This is a genomic window from Texas Phoenix palm phytoplasma, assembly GCF_005774685.2.
Lineage (GTDB): Bacteria > Bacillota_I > Bacilli_A > Acholeplasmatales > Acholeplasmataceae > Phytoplasma.
The window spans coordinates 1-24,207 of record NZ_VBRA02000003.1 but is presented as its reverse complement, the minus strand read 5'-3'; the positions used below and the strand labels follow the sequence as shown (position 1 = coordinate 24,207).

The following is a 24,207-nucleotide window of genomic DNA, read 5'->3' as shown; positions in this document are numbered from 1 at the left end:
TCGGTGGTGTGAGGGGCTTAGGTTAATATCTAGTAAATAGAAAAACGGTCTAATTCTATCTCGATCCATTAACCGCCCCAAATAATTATATAAAATTAAGTATTTTTTTGATTTAATATAAATGTAACTTTTTAATTAATATTTTTTAATATTTTCATTTTTTTATAAATAAAAATAATAAAAATATTTATATAAAATTTTAAAAAAAATAGGCCCATAGCCAAGCGGTAAGGCAACGGACTTTGACTCCGTCATTCGTTGGTGGGCGAAAAAGATGCCTAATATTGAGTGAATTAACCATTCATACACAACGATAATTTGTGGCAATATATAATCGGTTATTTTAACGAAAGAAAAAATAATTATAGCAGATTATAAAAGCGAGAAACGGGTTAAAAATTAGTTAAATCTAAGAATTCTTGCAAATTGAATTTGATTTATGGATAACCTCTGAAAAGTGGCTAAGAGAAATAAAAGAGTTAATAAAAACTAATAGAAACTAATATAATTTAATCTATTATGCTAAGTGATTATGATTTTTAACCTACGAATCATAATATTATCTTAATAAAAAACTTAGTATCTACCTAAAATAATTGTATTTTTATATGTATATATAAAAAAAATATTTTTGGTTATCTCACCTAAAAATCAATATGGTAAATATTAGAGTAACTTTCATCTTCCTAAACTTAAATAATTTAAATTTATTTTTATTTACTTATTTGTTTATAAAAAAAGTTAATTTTTTAAGCAAGGAAAAAGCAGAATCATAGTAGTCGTGAGTAATTAAAAGTTTCTTTTGGAAGAAAGAAGTGGACTGACTCACCGAGGCGAAGGATAACAACCTTTACAAGGCGAAAGAGGAAATTTTAATCGTTTTTAAATTAAAATTTTGATATTTTTTATTAAATAATCAATTTATATTGATAATTGAATATTAAATACAAATTTAAATAAAAATTTTTTCATATTTAATTTTTTGTATTTTTTCATAATAAAAAAATATTTTCTTTTTTGTAAAAAAAGAATCTTAATGTAAAAATAAAAAATTTATTTATTTAATAAAAGAAAGCCAAATAAAAAACGATTAATTTAACCGCCGAATGCTTGGAAACTTGCTTGTTCGGTGGTGTGGGGGGCTTAATTGTGATAATTCTGTATTAAAAACAGTAAAGTGCAATAATTCTATCCCGATTCAAATCCAGCTGGGTCTGCCAAATTTATTTTTGAAATTTAAAATTTTTATAATTTATATTTTTAATTATAATATTTATTTATTTTTATTTAAATTTTTTATTTAAATTTTTATTTAAAAAAAGCGGGTGTGGCGGAACGGAAGACGCACTAGATTTAGGAGGGCGCTAGTTCGAGCATAAATTATAGAGGAAATTAAGGTATCCTCATTCCTTATGATAATAGGAAAACTCAACGAATTAACTAGAGTTCGAAAGAATAAATAGGAAAATAGCATATTCGTAAAGCGATGATAAAGATTAAAATCATTAACAATTTAATTAATTGTTTTCTTTGGTTTTCGCAAGAGTAAGATAAAATAAGGTTGAACATTAGTGAAGAGCTGAGAATGGAAGAAATTCTAGTGCATTGTTTTTATATTTTTTTATTAATATTAAAATTATATATATAACAATATAGATCTTTTATAAATATTAATTATCCTAAATTATTTATAATTATCAAAAAGTAAAAAATAATTTAATTTATTTTTTAAAATATACATGATCTTGTCCAAGATAGTTTCAAAATTAATTATTTTTTATAAATAAAATAATTCAAAATAATTATCTATCATAAGACTCCAACCGCTATTTATCATTAACCTATAATTTATAGCTACCTAGGAAGACCTAAAACCCATGATTAAACAATAAGACATCAGTTTAATCTATATTTTTATTAAGAAATTGAATAGGGTCATGGTTACAGAGCCAACATAGTAGTCATAGGAGTAATGACCTATCAGGGAAAATGGGAAAACCATTTACAAGGCGAAGGAAGGCAGAGAGACGAAACAAAATAATATAAATTATATTGTTTTAATTATGTAATCTATTTTACAAACTAATATTATTTGTCCATTAGATTATGTTATATCTAAACAATTAAAGAGTGATGAATTTTAAGAGTTGAACTTGGAAAGCCGTATGCATGGAGACATGCCTGTACGGTTTGGGTGGGGGCTTATTGAAACCTAGTAAGTAATTATTAAGGCGCAATATTTCTATCCACATTCTAGCGCTTTAAAGCGTGCAGGTTCAAGTCCTGTCACCCGTACCATCCCGTAACATTTTTATATATTTTTTTTTAATATTATAAAATAAGTATATAAAAAAAAAGGGGATATGATGTAACGGCAGCATAACGGTCTCCAAAACCGCTTGTTCGGGTTCAAATCCTGATATCCCTGCCATTTATAATTTTTTAAATTATTTAAATTATTAATAAATTATAAATAAAAAAGAAAGTTTATAACAAACTTTCTTTTTTTATTTATAATTTATTTTTTAATAAAGAAATCAAAATCTTCATCTTTTAAGCTTTCTGATTTCATTTTTTGATAACCGTTACCTTTCATGGAAAAATTATCCATTGTTTTAGTTTCTGTATTTAAGCCGTTAATTATTACAGGGTTTATTTTTTCTTTTGGAAATTTTTGTTCAAAACCTAAATTCATTAATGCTTTATTAGCGTTATAACGAACAAAAATCTCTACATCTTTTACTAAATTCACTTCATTGTATAAAACAAAAGTTAATTCTTTTTGTTCATGATATAGTTTGTCTAAAAATTTATTCATCCAATTTTTTAAATTATTTTTAGTTTTTTCATCAAAATTATAATATAACTCTTTAGCTAATCTTGCTATATATAATCCGTGTACTGATTCATCTCTTATAATAAGATTAATTATTTCTCCGGCTTGCATTAACATTCCTATACCATAAAAATATAGTGGATAATAAAAACCACTATAAAATAACCAAGTTTCTAAAAAAACAGATGCTACCATACTTTTCCATTTTATTTGATTAAATAAATCATTATCAAAAATATTATCTTGATTTTTTTTCATTATTATAATATTTTTGTCTAATTGTTCATATATTTCTACAATATAATTCAATATATTTTGAATATTTTTTTGTTTTTCTCCCCATAAAAATAATTTTTCAATTTCTTTTTTATTTAAAAAAGTTGTAAATATATTTGAATAGCTTTTCGCATGAACTGCATTTTCCATTGCTCCCATAAAATTTAAAGTAGCTTTTTTTTGATGTTCGTGCGGCAAACAAGAACGCAGAATAACTGGCATTCCTATATCTCCTTGATATGTGTCTAAAAAAGTTAAAACTAAAAGATTTCTTGAATAAGATTTTTTTTCTTGTGGAGATAAATTATTCCATATGTTTAAATCGCTTTGCAGACTAATATCTTCAGGACGCCAAAACTGGCTTAAATTTTGTTCGTAAAAATGTTGTGTATAACTATCTTCTAATTTATTCCAATTAGCTCCATCATATAATGTTTTTTTATTATTTTTCATTTTTACAACCCCTTTTTATTTTTTTAAATTAAATTATTTAAATTATTATGTTTTTTGTTATTATAATTTTTTATTTTATTTTTTAAATCTTCTAATATTTCTGGGTTTTGAATTAAAAAATCTTTAATTTTTTCTCTACCTTGACCTATTTTTTTATCTTTATAATTATACCAAGAACCATTTTTTTGTATTAGATCTAATTCAACAGATAAATCTAATATTTCTCCTGTTTTTGAAATTCCTTCTCCGTATATTATTTCTAAACTAGCTATTTTAAAAGGTGATGAAACTTTTGATTTTACTATTTTAACATTAGATTTAAAACCTATAATTTTATTTTCTTCTTTTAAAAATTCTGTTTTTCTAATATCTAATCTTAGAGAAGAAAAATATTTTAGTGCTTTTCCTCCTGGAGTTATTTCTGGGTTTCCATAAACTAAGCCAACTTTTTCTCTTAATTGGTTTATATATATAACAATTGTATTAGTTTTAGAAATTATAGTAGATTGTTTTCTCATTGCTTGTCCCATCATTCTAGCATGTAAACCCATAAAAGAATCTCCAATTTCTCCTTTTAGTTCAGCTTCAGGCGTTAAAGCTGCTACTGAATCTACTACTATTAAACTCATAATTCCGCTTTTAATTAATTGTTCTACTATATCTAAAGCTTTTTCTCCTGAATCGGGTTGGGAAATTATAAAGTTATCTAAATTAACTCCAATTTTTTTAGCATAATTAGGGTCTAGAGCATTTTCTACATCTATAAATGCTACATTTCCACCTGATTTTTGTGCTTCTGCTATCATGTGCAATGCAAGTGTTGTTTTTCCTGAACTTTCAGGCCCAAAAATTTCAATAATTCTGCCTTTAGGTATTCCTCCTATTTCTAATGCTATATCTAAATTTAAAGAACCTGTAGAAATAACTTGTATTGGGTTTATGTTTTTCGAATTTAATTTCATAATGCTTCCTTTACCAAAACGTTTTTCAATATCTTTTAATGTTTCTTCTAAAATATTTTGATTTATTTCATTATTCATTATTTTTTATTTTTTTTAAATTCCTTTGTAATTAAATTTTATAGTTTTTTATTTTATTTTTTTTTATATAAATTAATTAAAATAATTTTAAAGTTTTTCATAATGTATTCTAATCCTGAAATTATAATTAAAATAATATTCATTGTTAAAAAGAATTTTAATATATTCATTATGTTTATTTGAAAAAACATTATATTATTAGAATATTTTTCTATCGTATCTGCGAATAGTAATAAAATTATTGAAAAAAAAGTAAAAAAGGTTTTTGTTTTTCCTAGAAAAGAAGCAGAAATAATATTTTTTTGTTCAAAAGCTATCAAACGAACACCCATTATTAAAAAATCTCTAATTATATTAACAATTAAAACGCTAATAATAAAATATTCTAAATTTTTGTTATTTTTATAATCATTTAATAAAACTTTGTTTTTGCATAATATATATAAATAAAAAAAGGAAATAATCACTAGTAGTTTATCGGCTATTGGATCGAAAAATTTTCCGAAAATAGTTTGTTGTTTGAATTTTTTTGCAATATAGCCATCTAAAAAATCTGTTATTGATGCTAAAATAAAAATCATTGCAAACCAAAATTTAAATAATTTAAAAGCATTTAAATCATTTGTTATTTTTTTTTCATATTTAAGATATAAAAATGGTAACAAACAAAAAACTAAAAAAATTCTAAAAATAGTAATTAAATTTGCTGATATTTTTATTAATTTTTTCATATTTTTGATTTTCTTTCATAATTATTGTTTTTATATAATTTTTTTAGAAATAATATTTTTTAAATTAATAAATAAAATAAATATTATTTATCATTTTTTATAATTATATTTTTAATTATTTTTTCAGTTTTTTATTATTTTTTTGAAATTAATATTTTTTAATAATATATTAAACATAGAAAATAGAATTTTTTAAACAATAATTTTTTAAGTATATAGAATTATACAATTGCATATATAAATTTATATATAAATTTATATTTTTTTATTTTTTCAACAAATTCAAAAAAAAAAAAAATAATAAAATATATATAAAAACATAATTTTTTTAATATTTTTCAAAGTTTCTAAAATATTAATTATAAAATAAACCAACTGTAGTATTATTATAACATTTATGGTGTTAGTGCAAAAATTAATTTATAAAAAGATTAACAAAATAACAATATTTTGAACTAAAAAAATTTTATAAAAAATTTATTTATATAATAAAGTTTATAAATACAATTAAATTAATATGTTATAATATGTTATAATTATATATCAAAAAATATTATTTTTTTTCTATATGTAAACTTTAAAAATCATTGAAAATAAATTAATTTTATTTATTGTTTTTTTATTTTATTTATAAAAAAATATATAAAAATTAAAAAAATTAATATAATAATATTTTACAATAAAAAATTTTTTTTAATGTTTCTTTAAAGTTAAATTTTAAATTAAATATTAAATATAAAAAGTAAATAATAATAATAAATTTATTTAAAAAAAAATTATTAAAAAATAATAAAAAGAGAAGGTTATAAAGATAATGGCTAATATAAAAAAACAAAAAAAACGTAATAAAACTAATGAAAAAAGAAGATTAAAAAATGCTTCTTTTAAATCCTCTATTAAAACAGTTGTAAAAAAATTTAAGAAATCGATAATTTCAGGCTCAAAAGAAGAATCTTTTTCTTATTTAAATATTATTAATAAAAAGTTAGATAAAAGTTTAAGTAAAGGTATTTATCATTCCAATTTTGTATCTAGAAATAAATCTAATTTAACTAAATTGTTTAATAATATGGATCAATTTAAAAATTAATTTTTAAAAAAAATAAAATGTTAAAATTTTTTTACTTTGATAAATTATAAGGTATATTAATATAAAAATATTTTAGATTTTTTTATACAAATTTACTAAAAAATTAAAAAAGGCTGTTTTATGTTAGAATTAAAATTTGTTCTTCAAAATATTGATTTTGTTATAGAAAGACTTCAAACAAGAAAAATTAATGTTGATTTTATAAGAAATCTTGTTCCTTTAAATACAACTAGAAAAAATTTAATTTCTGAAATAGAAAAATTAAGATTTAAAAAAAACATTATATCAAGAAATTTTTCTGATTTTAAAAATGAAAGTTTTACCGCTGAATTAAGGCAAAAAGAAAAAGATTCAAAAAAAAAAATAAAAGAATTAGATGAAAAATTACATATAGTTTCCAATAAAATAAATGATATTTTATACCAAATTCCTAATCTGCCTCATGAATCGATTTTGAAAATTCAAAAAAATAAAGAAGTGTATAGATATTTAGATCTACCTAAATTTAATTTTAAAATAAAAAATCATATAGAATTAGGTAAGGAATTGGATATTTTAGATTTTCCTAAAGCTGCTAAGATTACAAGTAGTCGTTTTGTTGTTTTAAAAGATATGGGAGCTACTTTAGAAAGATCTTTAATTAATTTCATGATAGATTTAAATAAAACTAAAGGTTATAGAGAAATATTGCCTCCTTTCATTGTTAATGAAAAATCTATGTTTTCCACTGGACAATTACCTAAATTTAAAGAAGAACTTTTTAGTTTTTTATCTGATAAACAAAAGTTTTTTTTAAATCCTACTGCAGAAGTACCTATTATTAATTTTCATCGTGATGAAGTTTTGTCTTTTGAACAATTACCATTGAAATATGTAGGTTATACTACTTGTTTTAGGCAGGAATCAGCTGCTTCTGGAATTAATACAAGAGGTTTATTTAGGCAAAAGCAATTTAATAAGGTTGAATTGATTCAATTTGTTGAACCTCAAAATTCTTATATTTTTTTAAAAAAAATGTTAGAAGATTCTGAAGATATTTTAAAAAAGTTAAAATTACCTTATAGGGTTTTACAATTATCTGCTGATGAATTAGGATTTGGAATGTCTAAAACTTATGATATTGAAGTTTGGTTGCCTGGGCAAAATAAATATCGTGAAATAGCTTCTATTAGTAATTCTGAAACATTTCAATCTAAACGCGCAAATATTAAATTTGTGAAAAATAGCGAAAAAGGATATGTTCATATTTTAAATGGTTCTGCTTTAGCTGTAGGAAGAACTATGATTGCTATTATGGAAAATTATCAAAATTCAGATGGAAGTATTACAATTCCTGAAGTCTTACGCAGTTATATTAAAAAAGATATTATTAAAAAAAATAATTTATCTAAAATTTGAAATTTTTTTTTTATGAAATTATTTTTATTTTAAATAAAAAAAATAAAAATTTAATTTAATAATTTATGGTAATATTCACCAAGGAAGAAATTATGAAAAAAATACAAAATAAATTAAAAAAAATAAGCATTGTACATATTATTTTAATTATTTTATTAATTGGACTATTAATGTCTTTTTATGAAAAATTTAATAAAAATAAAAATTCGTATAATCCTTTAGAAATTATTCAATATTTAGAGAGTGAAGGCAATAATACAGAAAACATTGTTGTTTCTAAAATAACTCCTACTTTAATATCTGCTTTTCCACCAATGTATAATTTATTTGTTGATTATACGCAAAAAAATAATTTTATAACAGAAACTAAAGTTTATAATTTAGTAGATTCTAATTTATATAATAAAATTTGTGAAACAATTATAAGTAAAAAACTTTATTATAAAATGGAAGGAGTTTTAGAGCCAGAAGATCCTTATTGGGGTTTTGATCCTCTATTCACTGCAGCACGTTTTTGTTTTCATATAATTATTGCTTATTATATTTATACTATTTTAAAAACTACAGCAGGACAATTTATGGACCAATTTGTAGATAAAACTAAAACAAATCAAAAAAGAAATATTTCTCATCAACCTACCTTAACTTTTGATCAGATTGCAGGTGCTGATGAAGAAAAAGAAGAAATGCAAGAATTAGTTGATTTTTTAAAAAATCCTAAAAAGTATGCAGATATGGGCGCTAGAATACCTAAAGGAGTATTATTATCTGGTCCTCCTGGCACTGGTAAAACTTTATTAGCTAAGGCTTTAGCTGGAGAAGCCAAAGTTCCTTTTTTTGCTGTTTCTGGTTCTGAATTTGTAGAAATGTTTGTTGGTGTAGGTGCTGCTCGTATTAGGAACTTGTTTCAAACAGCTCAAAAAAATGCTCCTTGTATAATTTTTATTGATGAAATAGAGAGTGTTGCTAGAAAAAGAGGTATGACTTATGGTAATAGCGAACAAGAACAAACTTTAAATCAATTATTAATTGAATTAGATGGATATAATCAAAATATAGGAGTTATAGTTATAGCTGCTACAAATCAACCTAATTTTTTAGATCCTGCTTTATTAAGGCCTGGAAGATTTGATCGTCGTTTTACAATTAATTTACCTAGTGTTAAAGATCGCGAAGCTATTTTAAAATTGCATTCTATGAATAAAAGACTTGCAGATGATGTTATTTTAGAAGATTTAGCAAAACAAACTCCTGGTTGTAGCGGTGCTCAGTTAGAAGGTATTTTAAATGAAGCAGCTTTATTAGCCGCAAGGAACAAAATGTTTGTTATTGATAAAAAAACAATTAGCGAAGCTTTAGATCGTATTTTATTAGGACCTGCTAAAAAAAGTAGAAAATATTCTCAAAAAGATAAAAAAATGGTTGCTTTTCATGAAGCTGGACATGCAGTTGCTTGTTTAAAATTACCAGATGCTAAAAAAGTTCATAAAATAACTATTATTCCTAGAGGTCATTCTGGTGGTTATAATTTAATGTTAGATGAAGAAGAAACTTTTTTCTTATCTAAAAAGAAATTATTAGTTGAAATTGCTGTTTGTTTAAGTGGTAGAGCTGCTGAAGAAATTTTTTTAGATGATATTTCTAATGGAGCAAGTGAAGATTTTAGAATGGCTACAGAAATAGCTAGAATGATGGTTACTAAATTTGGTATGAGTGTTGTAGGCTTAACTCAATTTTCTCAAGATTCACAACATTTTCAAAAAAATTTTTCAGATCCTAAAGCTTTAGAAATTGATCAAGCTATTCAAAATATTATAAGTGAATGTTATAAATTAGCTAAAAAAACTATTTCTGAAAATAAAGAACTTTTATTTAAAATTGTAGAATATTTATTAGAAATTGAAACTCTTACTCAAAAAGATATTAATGAAATATATAATACAGGTAAAATTCAATGGTTTGATAAAGAAAAAGAAAAATCTTCTGAAATTAATGAAAATATTATAGAAAATTGTGATAATTCTTTGGAAAAAGAACAAAATAGAATTGATGAAAAAAATAATAATAATGAATATGAAATTGAAGATTATAACGATTTAGAATAATAGTATTCAATATTAATTTATTTTTACAATATGAATTTTGTTTTTTAAGAAAATGAAAATAAGATTTTTGTTTTTATAATTTTTGTTTAAAAGAAAATAATTTATAGTTTTTAAAATTATTTTTTAACATCATAATAAAAAAATAGGATTATCATAATAATGATAGAAATTATTATTACGGAAAAAGAACAAAATATACGTTTAGATTTGTTTTTATCTTTTAAATTAAATATTAGTAGAAATCAATGTCATTTTTTGATTAATTCAGGATTGGTTTTAGTTAATAAAAAAAAAATTAAAAAAAGTTATCTTTTGAAAAATAATGATTTATTAAATATTTATCAAAAGGAAGTTATTGATAATAATTTTATAGAACCTGTTAATCTTAAATTAGATATTGTTTATGAGGATGAATATTTAGCCATTATTAATAAACCTTATGGTTTAATAGTTCATCCTTCTCCTAGTTATTCAGGAATTACTTTAATTAATGGTTTATTTTATCAAATTAAAAGTTTACGAAAATTATCTGGTAATAGGCCTGGAATCGTACATCGTTTGGATAAAGATACTACCGGTTTAATTATTATTGGCAAAACTGAAGAAGTTATTATAAAACTTCAAAAACTTATACAAAAAAGGAAAATCAAAAGAATTTATTTTGCTTTAATTCATGGTTTTTTAGCAGATAAAGGAAAAATAGAATTGCCTATAAAAAGAGATTGTAATAACCGTCTTAAAATGTCTGTTTCTTCAAACGGAAAACCATCTATTACTTATTTTAAAACTTTAAAAAAATTTAATGATTTTTCTTTGTTAGAAATACAATTAGAAACTGGAAGAACTCATCAAATTCGAGTTCATTTTTCTTTTTTAAAACATCCTATTTTAGGAGATATTTTATATGGAAAAAAATATAAAGAAAAAACAAGACAATTATTGCATGCTAAAAAATTGTTTTTTAAACACCCTATTACAAATATAAATTTACAATTTGAAATACCTCTTCCTTCTCATTTTAAAGATTTTTTAGAATTCTTAGAATTAAGAAAAAAATAATAAATTTTGAAATTTTTTTATATAAAAATATTTATAATAAAAATAAAATAAATTTTTTTTAATATAATTTTAAAAATAATAAAGGATAAAATATGTATTTTGAAATTATTCAAGAAAAAATAAAAAGAATTTTAGAATCAAAATATGATATTAACATATCTCTGAGACAAAATAGAAAAGATGATAGTTTTGATTTATGTTTACCTTTGTTTCCTTATAAAAATAAATTTAAAATAAGTTTTTTGCAAATATTTGAGAAATTAAAAAAAGAAATTGTTTCTTTAAAAGAAATAGAAGATATTTTTTTTATAAATGGTTTTTTAAATATTAAGTTAAAAAAAAAAAATATTAATAAAGAAATTTTAATGAATGTTTTGAAATTAAATAGCAATTATGGACAAAAAAAAGAAAATAATAAAGTTATTATTTTAGATTATTCTTCTCCTAATATTGCCAAAAATTTTTCAATAGGACATTTGCGTTCTACTGTTATTGGCAATGCTTTAAAAAATATTTATAAAAAATTAGGTTTTCGAACTATTAGTATTAATCATTTAGGAGATTGGGGAACTCAATTTGGTAAGATGATTTTAGCTTATCAAAAATGGGGAAAAAAAGAAGAACTTATAATAAACCCTATAGATCAATTGCAAAAACTTTATATTCGTTTTCATGAAGAAGCTATGAAAAATGATTTTCTTAATCAAGAAGCTAGAAAAGTTTTTAATGAATTAGAAAATCAAGAAAATGACGTTATTAAATTATGGAAATGGTTTAAAGACATTTCTTTAATAGAATTTCAAAAAATTTATAATTTATTGGGTATAAATTTTGATTATTATATAGGAGAATCTTTTTTTCATAATAAAGCGATTGAATTATTAAAACATTTAAAGAAGCAAAATTTATTAATATTAGATAAAAAAGCTTATATTTTTCCTTTAGGGAATGATTGTGTCCCTGCTTTGATACAAAAAGAAAACGGAAGTACTCTTTATTTAACAAGAGATATAGCTTGTGCTATTTATCGTTATGAAAAATTTAATTTTCACAAATGTTTATATGTTGTCGGAAATGAACAAAAATTACATTACCAACAAATGAAAAAAATTCTTTCAAAAATGGGTTTTAATTTTAAATTAGAACATATTAATTTTGGATTAGTATTAGCGCAAAATATAAAAATTTCTACTAGAACCAATAATGATTATAAATTAATAGATATAATTGAAAAAGCTTCTTGTCAGATTCAAGATAAAATTATTCAAAAAAATCCAAATTTAAAAAATTTAAAAGAAATATCTAATAAAATAGCTATTGGGGCTATTGTTTTTAATGATTTGAAAAACGATCGTCATTTGGATATTGAATTTAATTTAAAACAAATGTTACAATTAGAAGGTCATACAGGTCCTTATTTGCAATATACTGTTGTTAGGTTAGAAAGTATTTTTAAAAAAAATCCAATTTCATTAAATAAAATAAATTCTTTAATTTGGGATAATATTAGTATTTATTTTCAAAAATCTTCTTATTTTGTTTTGATTAAAATGATAGATCAATTTGATGATATTTTAGAAAAATCTAAAATAAAAAATATGCCTAGTATTTTAGCTAGATTTTTGATTATTTTAGCTAAAAAAGTTAATCAATTTTATTCAAAAAATAAAATTTTAGCGGAAAATGAAAATTTAAAATATTCTAATTTAATATTAATAAAATCAGTTGTGATTGTGTTAAAAGAAGGATTAAATATTTTAGGAATACCTATTTTAGAAAAAATGTGATTATTATTTGTAAATTATTTTTTTAAATTATTAATTTTGAAAAAAATTATTAAATCAGGTTATTGGTTATGAGTTTAGATATTAAAAAAAAAATAAAATTTTTAACAGAAAAATTAAATGAAGCAAATTATGAGTATTATCATTTAAATCAAACATCATTAACAGATGAAAAATATGATTCTTTATTGAGAGAATTGATAATTTTAGAAAAAAAATATCCTCAATATAAATTACAAAACAGTCCTACTTCGAAAATAGGAGGCTTTATTAGTTATAAATTTAAGAAAATATTTCATGAAAAGCCTATGTTATCATTAGATAATGTTTTTGACAAAAAAGAATTAAAAGAGTTTTTCAAAAGAATATCTAAAAAAATTGTTAATTTCAAATTTATTACTGAACTTAAGATAGACGGAGTTGCTATTAGTTTGAAATATGAAAAAGGTATTTTGGTTTATGCAGCTACTAGAGGTAACGGCATTGAAGGAGAATTAATTACTGATAATATTAAAACTATTAAAGATATTCCTTTGAAACTTAATCAACCTATTGATTTACTTGTAAGAGGAGAAATTTTTTTTGATCATGAAAATTTTGAAAAATTAAATAATTTTCAAAAAAATAATAAAAAAAATTTGTTTTCTAATGCTAGAAATGCTGCTTCAGGAACATTAAGGCAATTAGATTCAAAAATAGTTTCAAAAAGGAATTTATCTTCTTTTTTTTATTCTATAGTTGAACCTCCTTTATTTATTAGGACTCAAGAAGAAGTTTTAATTTTTTTAAATAAAATGGGATTTAATGTTAATAATAATTATTATGTTGTGAATAATTTTGATGATTTAATATTCACAATTGATAAATATAAACAATTATTAAAAGAATTACCTTATAACGTAGATGGTGTTGTTATTAAAGTTAATGAGTTAAAATTTTATCCTGTTTTAGGAAGTACTTCTAAATTTCCTAGATGGTCTGTTGCTTATAAATTTAATTCAGATATTAGCGAAACTATTATAAAAAAAATTTTTTTTCAAGTAGGAAGAACAGGTTCTATAACTCCTATAGGGCATTTAGTTCCTGTTATTGTGTCTGGTAGTTTAATTTCTAAAGTTTCTCTTCATAATTATAGTTATATTGAAAAAAAAGATATTCGTGAAAATGATTTTGTTTTAATACATAAATCTGGTTCCGTTATTCCTGAAATAATTTCTGTTATAAAAGAAAAAAGAACTAATCAAAAACGTTTTGAAATGATTACAAATTGTCCTTCTTGTAATTCTTTTTTAATTAAAAAAGATGATTATAATGTAGATTATTTTTGTTGTAATGATGAATGTGAAGAAAAAAAAATCAAAAAAATAATTCATTTTGCTTCCAAAGAAGCTTTGGATATTGATTTTTTAGGAGAAAAAAATTTAATTTTTTTATTTAAAAAAGGATTTGTTCGAAAAATTTCAGATTTATATAAATTGAAAGAATTTGTTTCTCAAATAGAAAAATTACATAATTTTGGTAATAAGAAAATTAATAATATTATTATTTCAATAGAAAATAGTAAATATAAATCTTTTGACCGAATTTTATTCGGTTTAGGAATAGAAAATATAGGAATAAAAATTGCTAAATTATTAGTAACAAAATTTAAAAATATTGATAATATAATTTCATCTTCAATTAGAGAAATTTTAGAAATTCCTTCTGTAGGCGATAAAATAGCTACAAGTATTTACGAATATTTTAAAAATACAAAAAATTTACAAGAAATTAATTTATTGAAAAAATATAATATTAATTTTTCTTCAAAAGAAAATAAAAAAGATCATTTTATTTATAATAATTTTTTTTATAAAAAGAAAATAGTTTTAACAGGAGTTTTTTCTAATTATTCTAGAAAAGAAGTTATAAAAATTTTAGAAAAAAATAATGCTTATATTTTAAAATCAGTTTCTTCTAAGATAGATTATTTAATTTATGGAAAAAATTTTGGTTCTAATTTTCAAAAAGCTGTTGATTTATCAATTCCAATTTTGAATGAAAAAGAATTTTTTACTATTTTAGATAATCAATAAATTTAATTAAAAAAATATTTTTTTAAAAGGTTAAAAAAAATTAAATGAAAAACATTGGTATTGATTTAATAGAAATTAAAAAAATTAAAAAAATAGGTATAGAAAAATTCGTTAATCGTATTTTTTCTCCTTCAGAAAAAGAACTTTATGATAAAATTAGCAATTTAAAAAGAAAATATAGTTTTATAGCGGGTCGATTGGCTGCGAAAGAGGCTATTTTTAAAGCTTATCGTAAAGGTAATTTGAAAAATAATTATTCTGATTGGTCTATTTTAAATGATTTGGAATTTGGATTTCCTTATGTGGAAGGTCCTTTGAAAAAAAAAATTATTATTTCTATTACTCATACTGATAATTATGCCGCAGCTTTTGTTTTATTACTTTTTTAATTTTATAATTAAAAAAATTTATAATAAAAAATAAAAAAAGAGTCTTTTCGACTCTTTTTTATTTTGTTAATTTTTTATTATTTATTTTATTTTTTTTATATTTTGTATAAGTAATAAGTAAATAAAAAATTATTTGTATTGAGAAAATAATAATTAAAGTATTATCGAGATAGAATTAGACCGTTTTTCTGTTTTACTAGATATTAATCTAAGCCCCTCACACCACCGAACAAGCAAGTTTCCAAGCATTCGGCGGTTAAAAAAGTTTTTGCGTTAAAACTTCTTTTTCCTCTTTCGCCTTGTAAAGGTTGTTACCCTTTTCCTTGGTGAGTCAGTCCACTTCTTTCTTCCAAAAGAAGCTTTGTATTACTCACGACTACTATGATTCTGCTTTTTCCTTGCTTCCACAGACTATTCTGTGTTTTTTTTCAGAGAATTTTTTTCTCTAAGAGAAGTTTAGGAAGATCGAAGTTACTCTAATTATCTACGCGACTCCTTTAGGTATGCAGACCTTTAATCATTTATTCTTCCATCTATATAACATGAAAGAATAAGTCATTTTTTTTATATAAAGGTAGGTTCAAAGTTAGGTTAATAATGACCTTATATTTTTTTATTTTTATAAAAAAAATGATAATTTTGAAAATAGATTTACTAATAAATTTTCAAATAACTTTGATGAACAGTTACAATTCATTTCTGTTCAGTAGTACAATTACCCCGTTTATTGCATTTAGCCTTCTTTGATAAAGGTTATCCATGTGAGTCATTCTTCTGGCGTGATCTTGTTGGATATGAATTTCTCCTCAACCCGCTTTTATTCTTTGCTGTAACTTTTGATTCTTTCGTTTCAAAAGCCAAGAATCTGAAGGAACACATTATCATGATGTTCGTGATGCGTGAAATCACTGATAATTAGGCATCATTTCGCGCCCTAAATCTATACCTAAAATAGCATGTCCTGATAATAAAACAACATCTTGATTGGAAGTTGAAACAATTTTTAAATTATTATCAAAATCTAAAATTAACCAAGTCCAACCACTACCAAAAAGTTTTTGACATTCTAAAGAAAATTGATTTTTAAAATTTTCTAAATCTCCAAAATAAAGTTTAATAAATTTATGTAATTCACTTTTATCATCATATTTTGTATTTAATTTTAAAATTGACCAAAAAAAACAATGATTTAAAAATCCACCACCATTATTTAATCGAGATAGAATTAGACCGTTTTTCTGTTTACTAGATATTAATCTAAGCCCCCCACACCACCGAACAAGCAAGTTTCCAAGCATTCGGCGGTTAAAAAAGTTTTTGTGTTAAAACTTCTTTTTCCTCTTTCGCCTTGTAAAGGTTGTTGTCCTTCTCCTTGGTGAGTCAGTCCACTTCTTTCTTCCAAAAGAAGCTTTGAATTACTCACGACTACTATGATTCTGCTTTTTCCTTGCTTCCACAGGCTATTCTGTGTTTTTTTCAGAAAATGTTGTTCTCTGAAAGAAGTTTAGGAAGATCGAAGTTACTCTAATTATCTACGCGACTCCTTTAGGTATGCAGACCTTTTTTATAATTTATTCTTCCATCTATATAACATTAAAGAATAAGTTCATTTATTTGCAGGTAGGGTTCAAAGTTAGTTAACAATAAACCTATAATGTTTTTTAAAAACATTGATAATTTTGAAAATCCAATAATATAATTTTCAAATAACTTTGATGAACAGTTACAATTCATTTCTGTTCAGTAGTACAATTACCCCGTTTATTGCATTTAGCCTTCTTTCATAAAGGTTATCCATGTGAGTCATTCTTCTGGCGTGATCTTGTTGGATATGAATTTCTCCTCAACCCGCTTTTATTCTTTGCTGTAACTTTTGATTCTTTCGTTTCAAAAGCCAAGAATCTGAAGGAACACATTATCATGATGTTCGTGATGCGTGAAATCACTGATAATTAGGCATCATTTCGCGCCCATATTCACCTTTAGGAATATTTTCATTATATAAAATTAATTTTGAATCTTTGTTAATTTTCTTTTGCTTAATAATTAAAAAACTCCTTTTTAATCAAAAAATTTTGTTAAATATAAAAAAATAAAATATAAAAAACATAATATTTCATAATAATAAAAATAAAAAAATATTCAAGAATAATAAATAACATATAATAATAATCTTAAAAAATCATGATATTTTTATTCTGAATAAATATAGAATATATTATATGAAAGTATACTATGTACTATGTAAACTATATAAAATTTAAATAAGAAAAAATAACTTCTCTTTTATAAAAAAAAAGAATATATAAAAAAAAAAGTTTATAACGTATATATTATAAAGTATATAAATAAACATAATATTATTTTAATATATTTACTTTAATAAAACAATATAGTATCTTTTTATTTTATATAAATTTTATATAATAAAGTTTAATAATTATTTTTTATTCATTAAATATAAACCACAAAAATACTTTAAAAAGTGTGTCAAAAATTATCAAAAATAAAAATATTTTTATAAAAATTATATTCATATATGATGAATTTTATGAAAATTTATTTAATTTGATAACAAATATAAAAATTGTTATAATGAAATCGTAGCAAGAAGAAAAAGTTCCTTATATAAATAATCTTTATGTTTAGTTTTATAATTTTTTTACAAAAAAATATAATAAAAATTAGGAGGATTAAAAATAAAGGATTTGTTTTGTTCAAGGTTAGTGAATTTAGAAAATTCAAATAATAAAAAAAATTTTTTCATTTATTTTCAATTTATATACGCATTTATGTTTTTCTTTCTTTTTGTAATAATTTTATTTTCATCAGAAATAGTTTTTGCCCATAATTCAGAGAAAAAAAATAATCAGGCATCGGAGGAAAAGAATAAAAATTCTGAATCCTTTATTGAACCAAAAAATGTTGCTAAAAATCAAAAACCACAATGCAATAAAGGCTTGGTTAACGTAATGAGTGCAATTAACAAAGATAAAGATAAAAAAGAATTTAAAAAAGAAAAAGATTCTGATAATATTGTTCTGGAAAACGACAATAATTCTTTAAAAAACAAAAAAAGTAATAAAGAACAAAAACCAAAAATTGAAGAAAAAAAGAAATCTGATTCTGATTCTTCTCCGGAAAAAACAGTTGAAGAAGAACAACAACATAGTTTATTAGATTTATACAAACAAGAAAAAAAACATGAAAAAGAATTAGCAAACATTCACAAAAGAAAAGAAATTGAAAAAAGAAAATTAACTTTAGATTTTATTGAAAAAATAATATCAGAAAGCAATAAATCAGATAATAAAAATAAAAAAAATGTATTCGCTTTCGTAGAAGGAAATAGTCTTTGCATAAATAATTTATTCGTTAGTAATTCAAGAACTAAAACAATAAAATTCAAAGATAATAGCAGTAACAATAAAAACAATAATTTAACCATCACAAAAGAAGTTATTGAAAATGAAGATGATGATTATTCAGAGTCATTCTTTGATGCAGAAGAAGAAGAAGAAGATGAAAATGCAGAAAAAATGAATTATAATGATTTAAAAAATAAATTTAAAGACGATTCTATTGAATTAAAAGATATGTTATTTTTAATATTTTTGACTTAATACTAACAATATAACAATACAATAATAAAAAAATTTCTTCTTTTCAGAAAAACTATTAATAAAAATAAAAAAATAAGATTAAAGTAAATTCAAAAAAAATTAAATAGAAAAAATAATATATAAAATTTTTTAATAATATTTAATAATAATGAATATTTAATTTTTATTTTTTATATTTTTATTTTTACAAAATTATAATTTTTTTTGATTATTTTTGGATTATAATAACAAATAAAAAATAAATACTAAAAATACTTAAATTAATTAAATTAAAAAAATATATAAGATAGATATAATATATAAATTAAATAAAGTTAATTAAATAAAAAATAAGTATCATCATAAAAAAAATAAAAAAATATCAAAAATTAAAATTAGGAGGTTTATAAAGAACTTTGTTAAAAAAAGATTTATTATTAAATAAAAAAGGTAAATTAAATTACTTTTCTTTTGTTTCAATATTTTTTTTGTTCTTTTATTCAATGATTATTTCATCGTTAACGCCTAATGTTGTTCTAGCTTTTTCCGATGATTCGAATCATTCTGAAAATAATATAAATGCAGGCATTTCAGAAACAAAAGAATCTTATCGCGAAGAAAATAAAAATAATAGTATAAAAGAAATCGAGGAAAGAAAATTAAATAAAAACCCCTTGGTGGTGGCAGAACAAAGTATTCAAAATATCATTCAAAATGAACAAACAGAAGATCAAAATAAATTTGTCTCTAGTTTTCTAGAAACTAAAAGCGCTTTGAATTCAGAAAATCAAGTTGAAGAAACAATTGAAGCAGTATTTCAATCTTGTTTCGAATCTTTAGAATCAAAAACTGTATTAGCGACTTCTGCTACTATGCAAGAGTTAACTAATTTAGTAAAAAAAGAATACCCAGATAAATCTCATAAAAGAGCTATTAATTATACTTCATCTTATATAATTGATGAAATTTTAGATGTTAAAAGATGGGGTTATATAAAAGTAGATCGTTTTCCTAAAGGAACTTATGATTATGACGAATTCAAAGATGTTATAAAAGACACATTAAATGGGATTTTTAAAACAACAATCACACTTAGCAAAAGTGAATTAGGTTCAGAATATCAATATATTATTGATTTTTTTGAAAATCATATGAAAAGTGAAATTTCTTCTGTAGTTAATAGTCTTTGGTTTAAATAAAAAATAATTAATTTATTTTAAATTTTTTTAATACAATTATTTAAAAAAATTAAATATTTAACAAAAAATAGAAATTTTAAAATTTTATATTAAAAAACTATTTATGTAAAAATAAAAACATAAATAGTTTTTTTTCATTTCAAATAAATCAAATAAATTCTATATAAAAACAATAAAAAAAGACCATATAAACATTATTTTTATTAATATTTATTTAATTTGATAACAAATATAAAAATTGTTATAATGATTTTGTAGCAAGAAGAAAAAGTTCCTTATATAAATAATCTTTTATTTTAATTTTATAATTTTTTTCAAAAAAAATATATCAAAATTTAATAAAGGAGGATTGAAAATAAGAAATTTTGTTTTATTTCCAAAAAAATAATAAAAAAAATTTAACTATATATGAATTTTTATATATAATTATGTTTCTATTTGTTTTATTAGTAAATTTATTTTCATTAAAAATAATTTTTGCATTCGCTTCTTTTTCTAAAAAAACAAAATCAATCAATGAAAAAGATATTGAATTGATTGAATCATTAAGATTAATAAACAGATTATTAAAAAATAAAGATAAAGACAAAAATCTTTTCTTTTTCGAAAATAATTATTCAGAACTTTTAGAAAAATTAGAAAAAAATAAAAATTTGAGAAAAAACTTGAGTCTTAAAGAACAAAAAGATTTTAAAGAACTTTTAGAAAAATTAGAAAAAGATAAATATATTAAAGAACAAAGAAATTTCAAAATAACAGAAAATATCAGAAGTACTTCAATTTTAACCAAAGAAAATTCTGATTCTTATAAAGATATTTTAAAAACTTTAGAAAGACTTTTAGAAATTTTAGAAAACAATGAACAATTTAGAAAACAAGCGAGTAGCATTGCTAAAAAAGAAGAACTGAATTTTCTGACAAAAAAAGAAAATAACGAAGATTTAATAAAAACATCAATACAAGAAGAAAAAAAAGATTTTAAAGAATTATCAGAAAAAAATAGAAAATTTTTTCTAGTAAAAATTAAAAATGATGAACAAACAGATTCTCAAGATGAAATTTGTAAAAATATTGAAATAACATCAGAAGAACACAAAGTTTTTAAAAGAAATAATATTTCAAAAGAACAATTAAAAACAATAATTAATAATTTTGTTGAAAAATTTTTCTCATATGATGAAAATTCAAAAAATGGTGATATTTTAGAAGAATCGAAAATTTTAAATATAACTTTAGAAAGTAGTTATCATAATTTAAAAAAAACAAATTCAAATAATAAAGAAAATGACTGTACAAATTTAAGAACAAAAATTATTATAAAAGAAAATTATAATCCAAATTTACGTAACATTTATATTATAGATTTTACAGAAGAACAAAGTCTTAACTCAGCACCGATACCGCAAAAGTATAATTATCATATTTTCCATCAGTTGAATGAACCTAGTGAATTCTTTGAAATAACTGAATTAGTATTTCATCCAATTATAACTAGGAGAAGAGTTAATATAAATAAATAATAAATAAAGCGAAATAAAACAAAATTAAATTTTAAAAAAAATAAAATAAAAAAAATAATTATTTAATATTTTAAATATTTTATTTTAAAATTTAAATTAGTTTATTTTTATTAAATAAATAAAGTAAAAAAATAAAAATATCTTATTATAATATAAATTATTCATATATTAGTATTATGTTAAATTTTGAATATATTTTTAATATTTTATCAATATATTATATATTATTGAACAACAAAATTTAAAATTTCTTTCTCTTATTATTATAAATTTTGCAATTATCAATTAAAATTAGGAGGTTTATAAGGATTTTGTTAAAATTAAATAAAAATAATAATTTAAATTATTATTCTAGTATTTTAGCTTTTCTTTTATTATCTTTTTCAATAATTTTATTCTTATCACCTAATACTGTTTTCGGTTCGGAAGGAAAAAGCGAAAATTCAGAAGTAAAAGAAACACAAGAATTTGTTTCTACTGAAGAAAAAACTGAAGATGAAGAACAAGAAAAAACATCAGAAGAAGTAACGAAAAATGAAGAATTCATTAATGCTGAAGCTGAAGAAGAAAAACAAGAAACAAAATCAGAAGAAACAGAACAACAAGAATTTGTTTCTACTGAAGAAAAAACTGAAGATGAAGAACAAGGAAAAACATCAGAAGTAACAGAAAAACAAGAATTTGTTGCTAATGAAACTGAACAAAACGAAAAAAATTCAGAAGTAACAGAATCTCAAGACTTCGTTTCTGCTGAAGATAAAGAACAAAAATCAGAAGAAGTAACAGAAAAAAAAGAATTCTTTTCTAATGACAATGAAAAACAAGAAAAAACATCAGAAGTAACAGAAACACAAGAGTACGTTGCTACTGAAGTTCAAAAACAAGATAAAGAAATTAAACCAGAAGAAAAACAAGAAAATCAATTTGTGGGAAAAAAAAATTCAAATGCAAAAGAAACACAAGAATTCTTGTCTAACGAAAATGAAAAACAAAATGATGAAAATGAACATGAGTTTCAAGAAAAAAAATCAGAAGTAACAAGTGAAATAACAGAAGAAATAACAGAAGAAGTAACAGAAACACAAGAGTACGTTACTAATGAAGTTCAAAAACAAGATAAAGAAATTAAACCAGAAGAAAAACAAGAAAATCAATTTATGGGAAAAAAAAATTCAAATGCAAAAGAAACACAAGAATTCTTTTCTAACGAGAATGAAAAACAAAATGATGAAAATGAACATGAGTTTCAAGAAAAAACATCAGAAGTAACAGAAGAAATAACAGAAACAAAGGATTACGTTTCTACTGAAGTTCAAAAACAAGATAAAGAAATTAAACCAGAAGAAAATGACGGATGGGAAACAATTTGGAAAAGAAATTCAGATTCCGAAGAAAAACAAGTATTCTTTTCTGATGAAGAATCTGATGAAGAAGATAAAGAAAAAGAATTAACAACAAGTACTTTTTCCGCAAAATTCGATGATGAAATAGAAAATGAATCAGATGAACATTTTAAAGAACATAAAAATAGAAGCCTTCCAATATTAACTAGAGCATTCGAAGGAGATACTGATAAATTAGTTGCTAATGATTTAAAATCTAAAAAAATTAAATGTGAATTAGCAAGCTCTAAAACTATGTTTAATTTAACTAACGGATTATTTAAAGAATACCCTGATTCCACACACAGAAAAATAATAGATTATACTGTAGATTTCATAATTAGTGAAATTTTAGATGTACAATCATGGGATGAAATAGAAGTAGAACGTTTCAATAAAGAAAAATTTGATTATGACGAATTACAACCTTTAATCGTAAAATTAGTAAATGGTATATTTAAACAAGCAATGATAAAAGGTAGAGAAGTGTTAAAAGATTCAGAACATCAATTTGTTTTCAATTATATAGAAAAAAACATGAGTAAAGAAATAAGCACTGTAGTTAGTAGTCTTTGGTATAAATAAATAAATTTTTAAATTTTATTTAAAAAAAATTATTTTAATCATTATATAAATAAAAAAACTATTTATGAAAAAACATAAATAGTTTTTTTTATTTTTAAATTAATTTTGTTAAATCTTAGAATATTCAATAGCCGTCATTTTAAAATAAGGATATTGTTCTAAAAATTTAGAAATAAGACATTTTTTATGAGCTAATTCCATAATTGATTGAATTTCTAAAATAGATATATTTTCAATAGCAACAAACAAATTAACTTGAAAACAAAATTCTTTTTCTTTATCGAGATAGAATTAGACCGTTTTTCTCTTTACTAGATATTAATCTAAGCCCCTCACACCACCGAACAAGCAAGTTTCCAAGCATTCGGCGGTTAAACAAGTTTTTTCTCAAAACTTCTTTTTCCTCTTTCGCCTTGTAAAGGTTGTTACCCTTTGCCTTGGTGAGTCAGTCCACTTCTTTCTTCCAAAAGAAGCTTTAAATTACTCACGACTACTATGATTCTGCTTTTTCCTTACTTCCACAGTCTATTCTGTGTTTTTTTTCAGAGAATACTTTTCTCCAAGATAAGTTTAGGAAGATCGAAGTTACTCTAATTATCTACGCGACTCCTTTAGGTATGCAGACCTTTAATCATTTATTCTTCCATCTATATAACATGAAAGAATAAGTCATTTTTTTTATA

The 24,207-nt window shown here is 21.7% G+C and carries 17 protein-coding genes and 1 tRNA gene; 13 read left to right on the top strand and 5 right to left on the bottom strand.

The window, feature by feature from the left end; translation table 11 throughout:
* The first annotated feature begins 1,106 nt into the window (after window positions 1-1,106).
* On the top strand, window positions 1,107-1,304 hold the full coding sequence (locus FEF22_RS00255; protein WP_138107788.1) for a hypothetical protein: 198 nt from the start codon (window positions 1,107-1,109) through the stop codon (window positions 1,302-1,304).
* Between the two features lie 1,053 nt (window positions 1,305-2,357).
* Window positions 2,358-2,431: transfer RNA gene (locus FEF22_RS00250), tRNA-Trp, on the top strand.
* An 87-nt stretch (window positions 2,432-2,518) separates the two neighbouring features.
* Here FEF22_RS00250 and nrdF read toward each other — a convergent pair.
* Genes nrdF through FEF22_RS00235 form a run of 3 tightly spaced genes read right to left on the bottom strand, consistent with a single transcriptional unit; the run spans window position 2,519 to window position 5,336 of the window.
* Window positions 2,519-3,565, bottom strand: a complete 1,047-nt coding sequence (nrdF, locus tag FEF22_RS00245) for a class 1b ribonucleoside-diphosphate reductase subunit beta (protein ID WP_138107787.1) — start codon at window positions 3,563-3,565, stop codon at window positions 2,519-2,521.
* 23 nt (window positions 3,566-3,588) lie between these two features.
* A complete protein-coding gene (gene recA, locus FEF22_RS00240; RefSeq protein ID WP_138107786.1) occupies window positions 3,589-4,605 on the bottom strand; it encodes a recombinase RecA in 1,017 nt (338 codons plus the stop codon).
* A gap of 53 nt (window positions 4,606-4,658) precedes the next feature.
* The gene (locus tag FEF22_RS00235; protein WP_138107785.1) at window positions 4,659-5,336 is read right to left on the bottom strand and encodes a CDP-alcohol phosphatidyltransferase family protein; all 678 of its coding nucleotides are present in this window, start codon (window positions 5,334-5,336) and stop codon (window positions 4,659-4,661) included.
* 814 nt (window positions 5,337-6,150) lie between these two features.
* Between FEF22_RS00235 and rpsT the strand changes: the two genes are divergently transcribed.
* From rpsT to FEF22_RS00200, 7 genes are all read left to right on the top strand, one after another.
* Window positions 6,151-6,426 carry a 30S ribosomal protein S20 gene (gene rpsT, locus FEF22_RS00230; protein WP_138107784.1) on the top strand — a complete coding sequence of 92 codons (276 nt, stop codon included), beginning with the start codon at window positions 6,151-6,153 and terminating at the stop codon, window positions 6,424-6,426.
* A gap of 120 nt (window positions 6,427-6,546) precedes the next feature.
* Window positions 6,547-7,824: a serine--tRNA ligase gene (serS, locus tag FEF22_RS00225; RefSeq protein ID WP_138107783.1), complete on the top strand. Its 1,278-nt coding sequence runs from the start codon at window positions 6,547-6,549 to the stop codon at window positions 7,822-7,824.
* Between the two features lie 92 nt (window positions 7,825-7,916).
* Complete coding sequence (gene ftsH / locus FEF22_RS00220; protein ID WP_210352257.1) at window positions 7,917-9,929, top strand: ATP-dependent zinc metalloprotease FtsH; 2,013 nt, start codon at window positions 7,917-7,919, stop codon at window positions 9,927-9,929.
* A gap of 159 nt (window positions 9,930-10,088) precedes the next feature.
* Window positions 10,089-10,988, top strand: a complete 900-nt coding sequence (locus tag FEF22_RS00215) for an RluA family pseudouridine synthase (RefSeq protein WP_138107782.1) — start codon at window positions 10,089-10,091, stop codon at window positions 10,986-10,988.
* Window positions 10,989-11,080: 92 nt separating this feature from the next.
* On the top strand, window positions 11,081-12,775 hold the full coding sequence (argS, locus tag FEF22_RS00210; protein ID WP_138107781.1) for an arginine--tRNA ligase: 1,695 nt from the start codon (window positions 11,081-11,083) through the stop codon (window positions 12,773-12,775).
* Window positions 12,776-12,843: 68 nt separating this feature from the next.
* Window positions 12,844-14,847 carry an NAD-dependent DNA ligase LigA gene (gene ligA, locus FEF22_RS00205; protein ID WP_138107780.1) on the top strand — a complete coding sequence of 668 codons (2,004 nt, stop codon included), beginning with the start codon at window positions 12,844-12,846 and terminating at the stop codon, window positions 14,845-14,847.
* Window positions 14,848-14,891: 44 nt separating this feature from the next.
* Window positions 14,892-15,236 carry a holo-ACP synthase gene (locus FEF22_RS00200; protein ID WP_138107779.1) on the top strand — a complete coding sequence of 115 codons (345 nt, stop codon included), beginning with the start codon at window positions 14,892-14,894 and terminating at the stop codon, window positions 15,234-15,236.
* Between the two features lie 905 nt (window positions 15,237-16,141).
* On the opposite strand, the gene FEF22_RS00195 is transcribed toward FEF22_RS00200, so the two are convergent.
* The gene (locus FEF22_RS00195) at window positions 16,142-16,534 is read right to left on the bottom strand and encodes a Fe-Mn family superoxide dismutase (protein WP_138107754.1); all 393 of its coding nucleotides are present in this window, start codon (window positions 16,532-16,534) and stop codon (window positions 16,142-16,144) included.
* A gap of 1,494 nt (window positions 16,535-18,028) precedes the next feature.
* Between FEF22_RS00195 and FEF22_RS00190 the strand changes: the two genes are divergently transcribed.
* The 4 genes from FEF22_RS00190 to FEF22_RS00175 all read left to right on the top strand — a co-directional run bounded on the left by FEF22_RS00190 (window position 18,029) and on the right by FEF22_RS00175 (window position 23,524).
* On the top strand, window positions 18,029-18,859 hold the full coding sequence (locus tag FEF22_RS00190; protein WP_138107778.1) for a hypothetical protein: 831 nt from the start codon (window positions 18,029-18,031) through the stop codon (window positions 18,857-18,859).
* A gap of 395 nt (window positions 18,860-19,254) precedes the next feature.
* Entirely contained in the window at window positions 19,255-20,037 is a 783-nt protein-coding gene (locus FEF22_RS00185) for a hypothetical protein (RefSeq protein WP_138107777.1), read from the top strand.
* Between the two features lie 428 nt (window positions 20,038-20,465).
* Window positions 20,466-21,557 carry a hypothetical protein gene (locus FEF22_RS00180; protein WP_138107776.1) on the top strand — a complete coding sequence of 364 codons (1,092 nt, stop codon included), beginning with the start codon at window positions 20,466-20,468 and terminating at the stop codon, window positions 21,555-21,557.
* Between the two features lie 311 nt (window positions 21,558-21,868).
* On the top strand, window positions 21,869-23,524 hold the full coding sequence (locus tag FEF22_RS00175; protein ID WP_210352256.1) for a hypothetical protein: 1,656 nt from the start codon (window positions 21,869-21,871) through the stop codon (window positions 23,522-23,524).
* Window positions 23,525-23,632: 108 nt separating this feature from the next.
* Here FEF22_RS00175 and FEF22_RS00170 read toward each other — a convergent pair whose 3' ends face one another.
* Window positions 23,633-23,773 carry a hypothetical protein gene (locus tag FEF22_RS00170; protein WP_210352255.1) on the bottom strand — a complete coding sequence of 47 codons (141 nt, stop codon included), beginning with the start codon at window positions 23,771-23,773 and terminating at the stop codon, window positions 23,633-23,635.
* Between the last annotated feature and the right edge of the window lie 434 nt (window positions 23,774-24,207).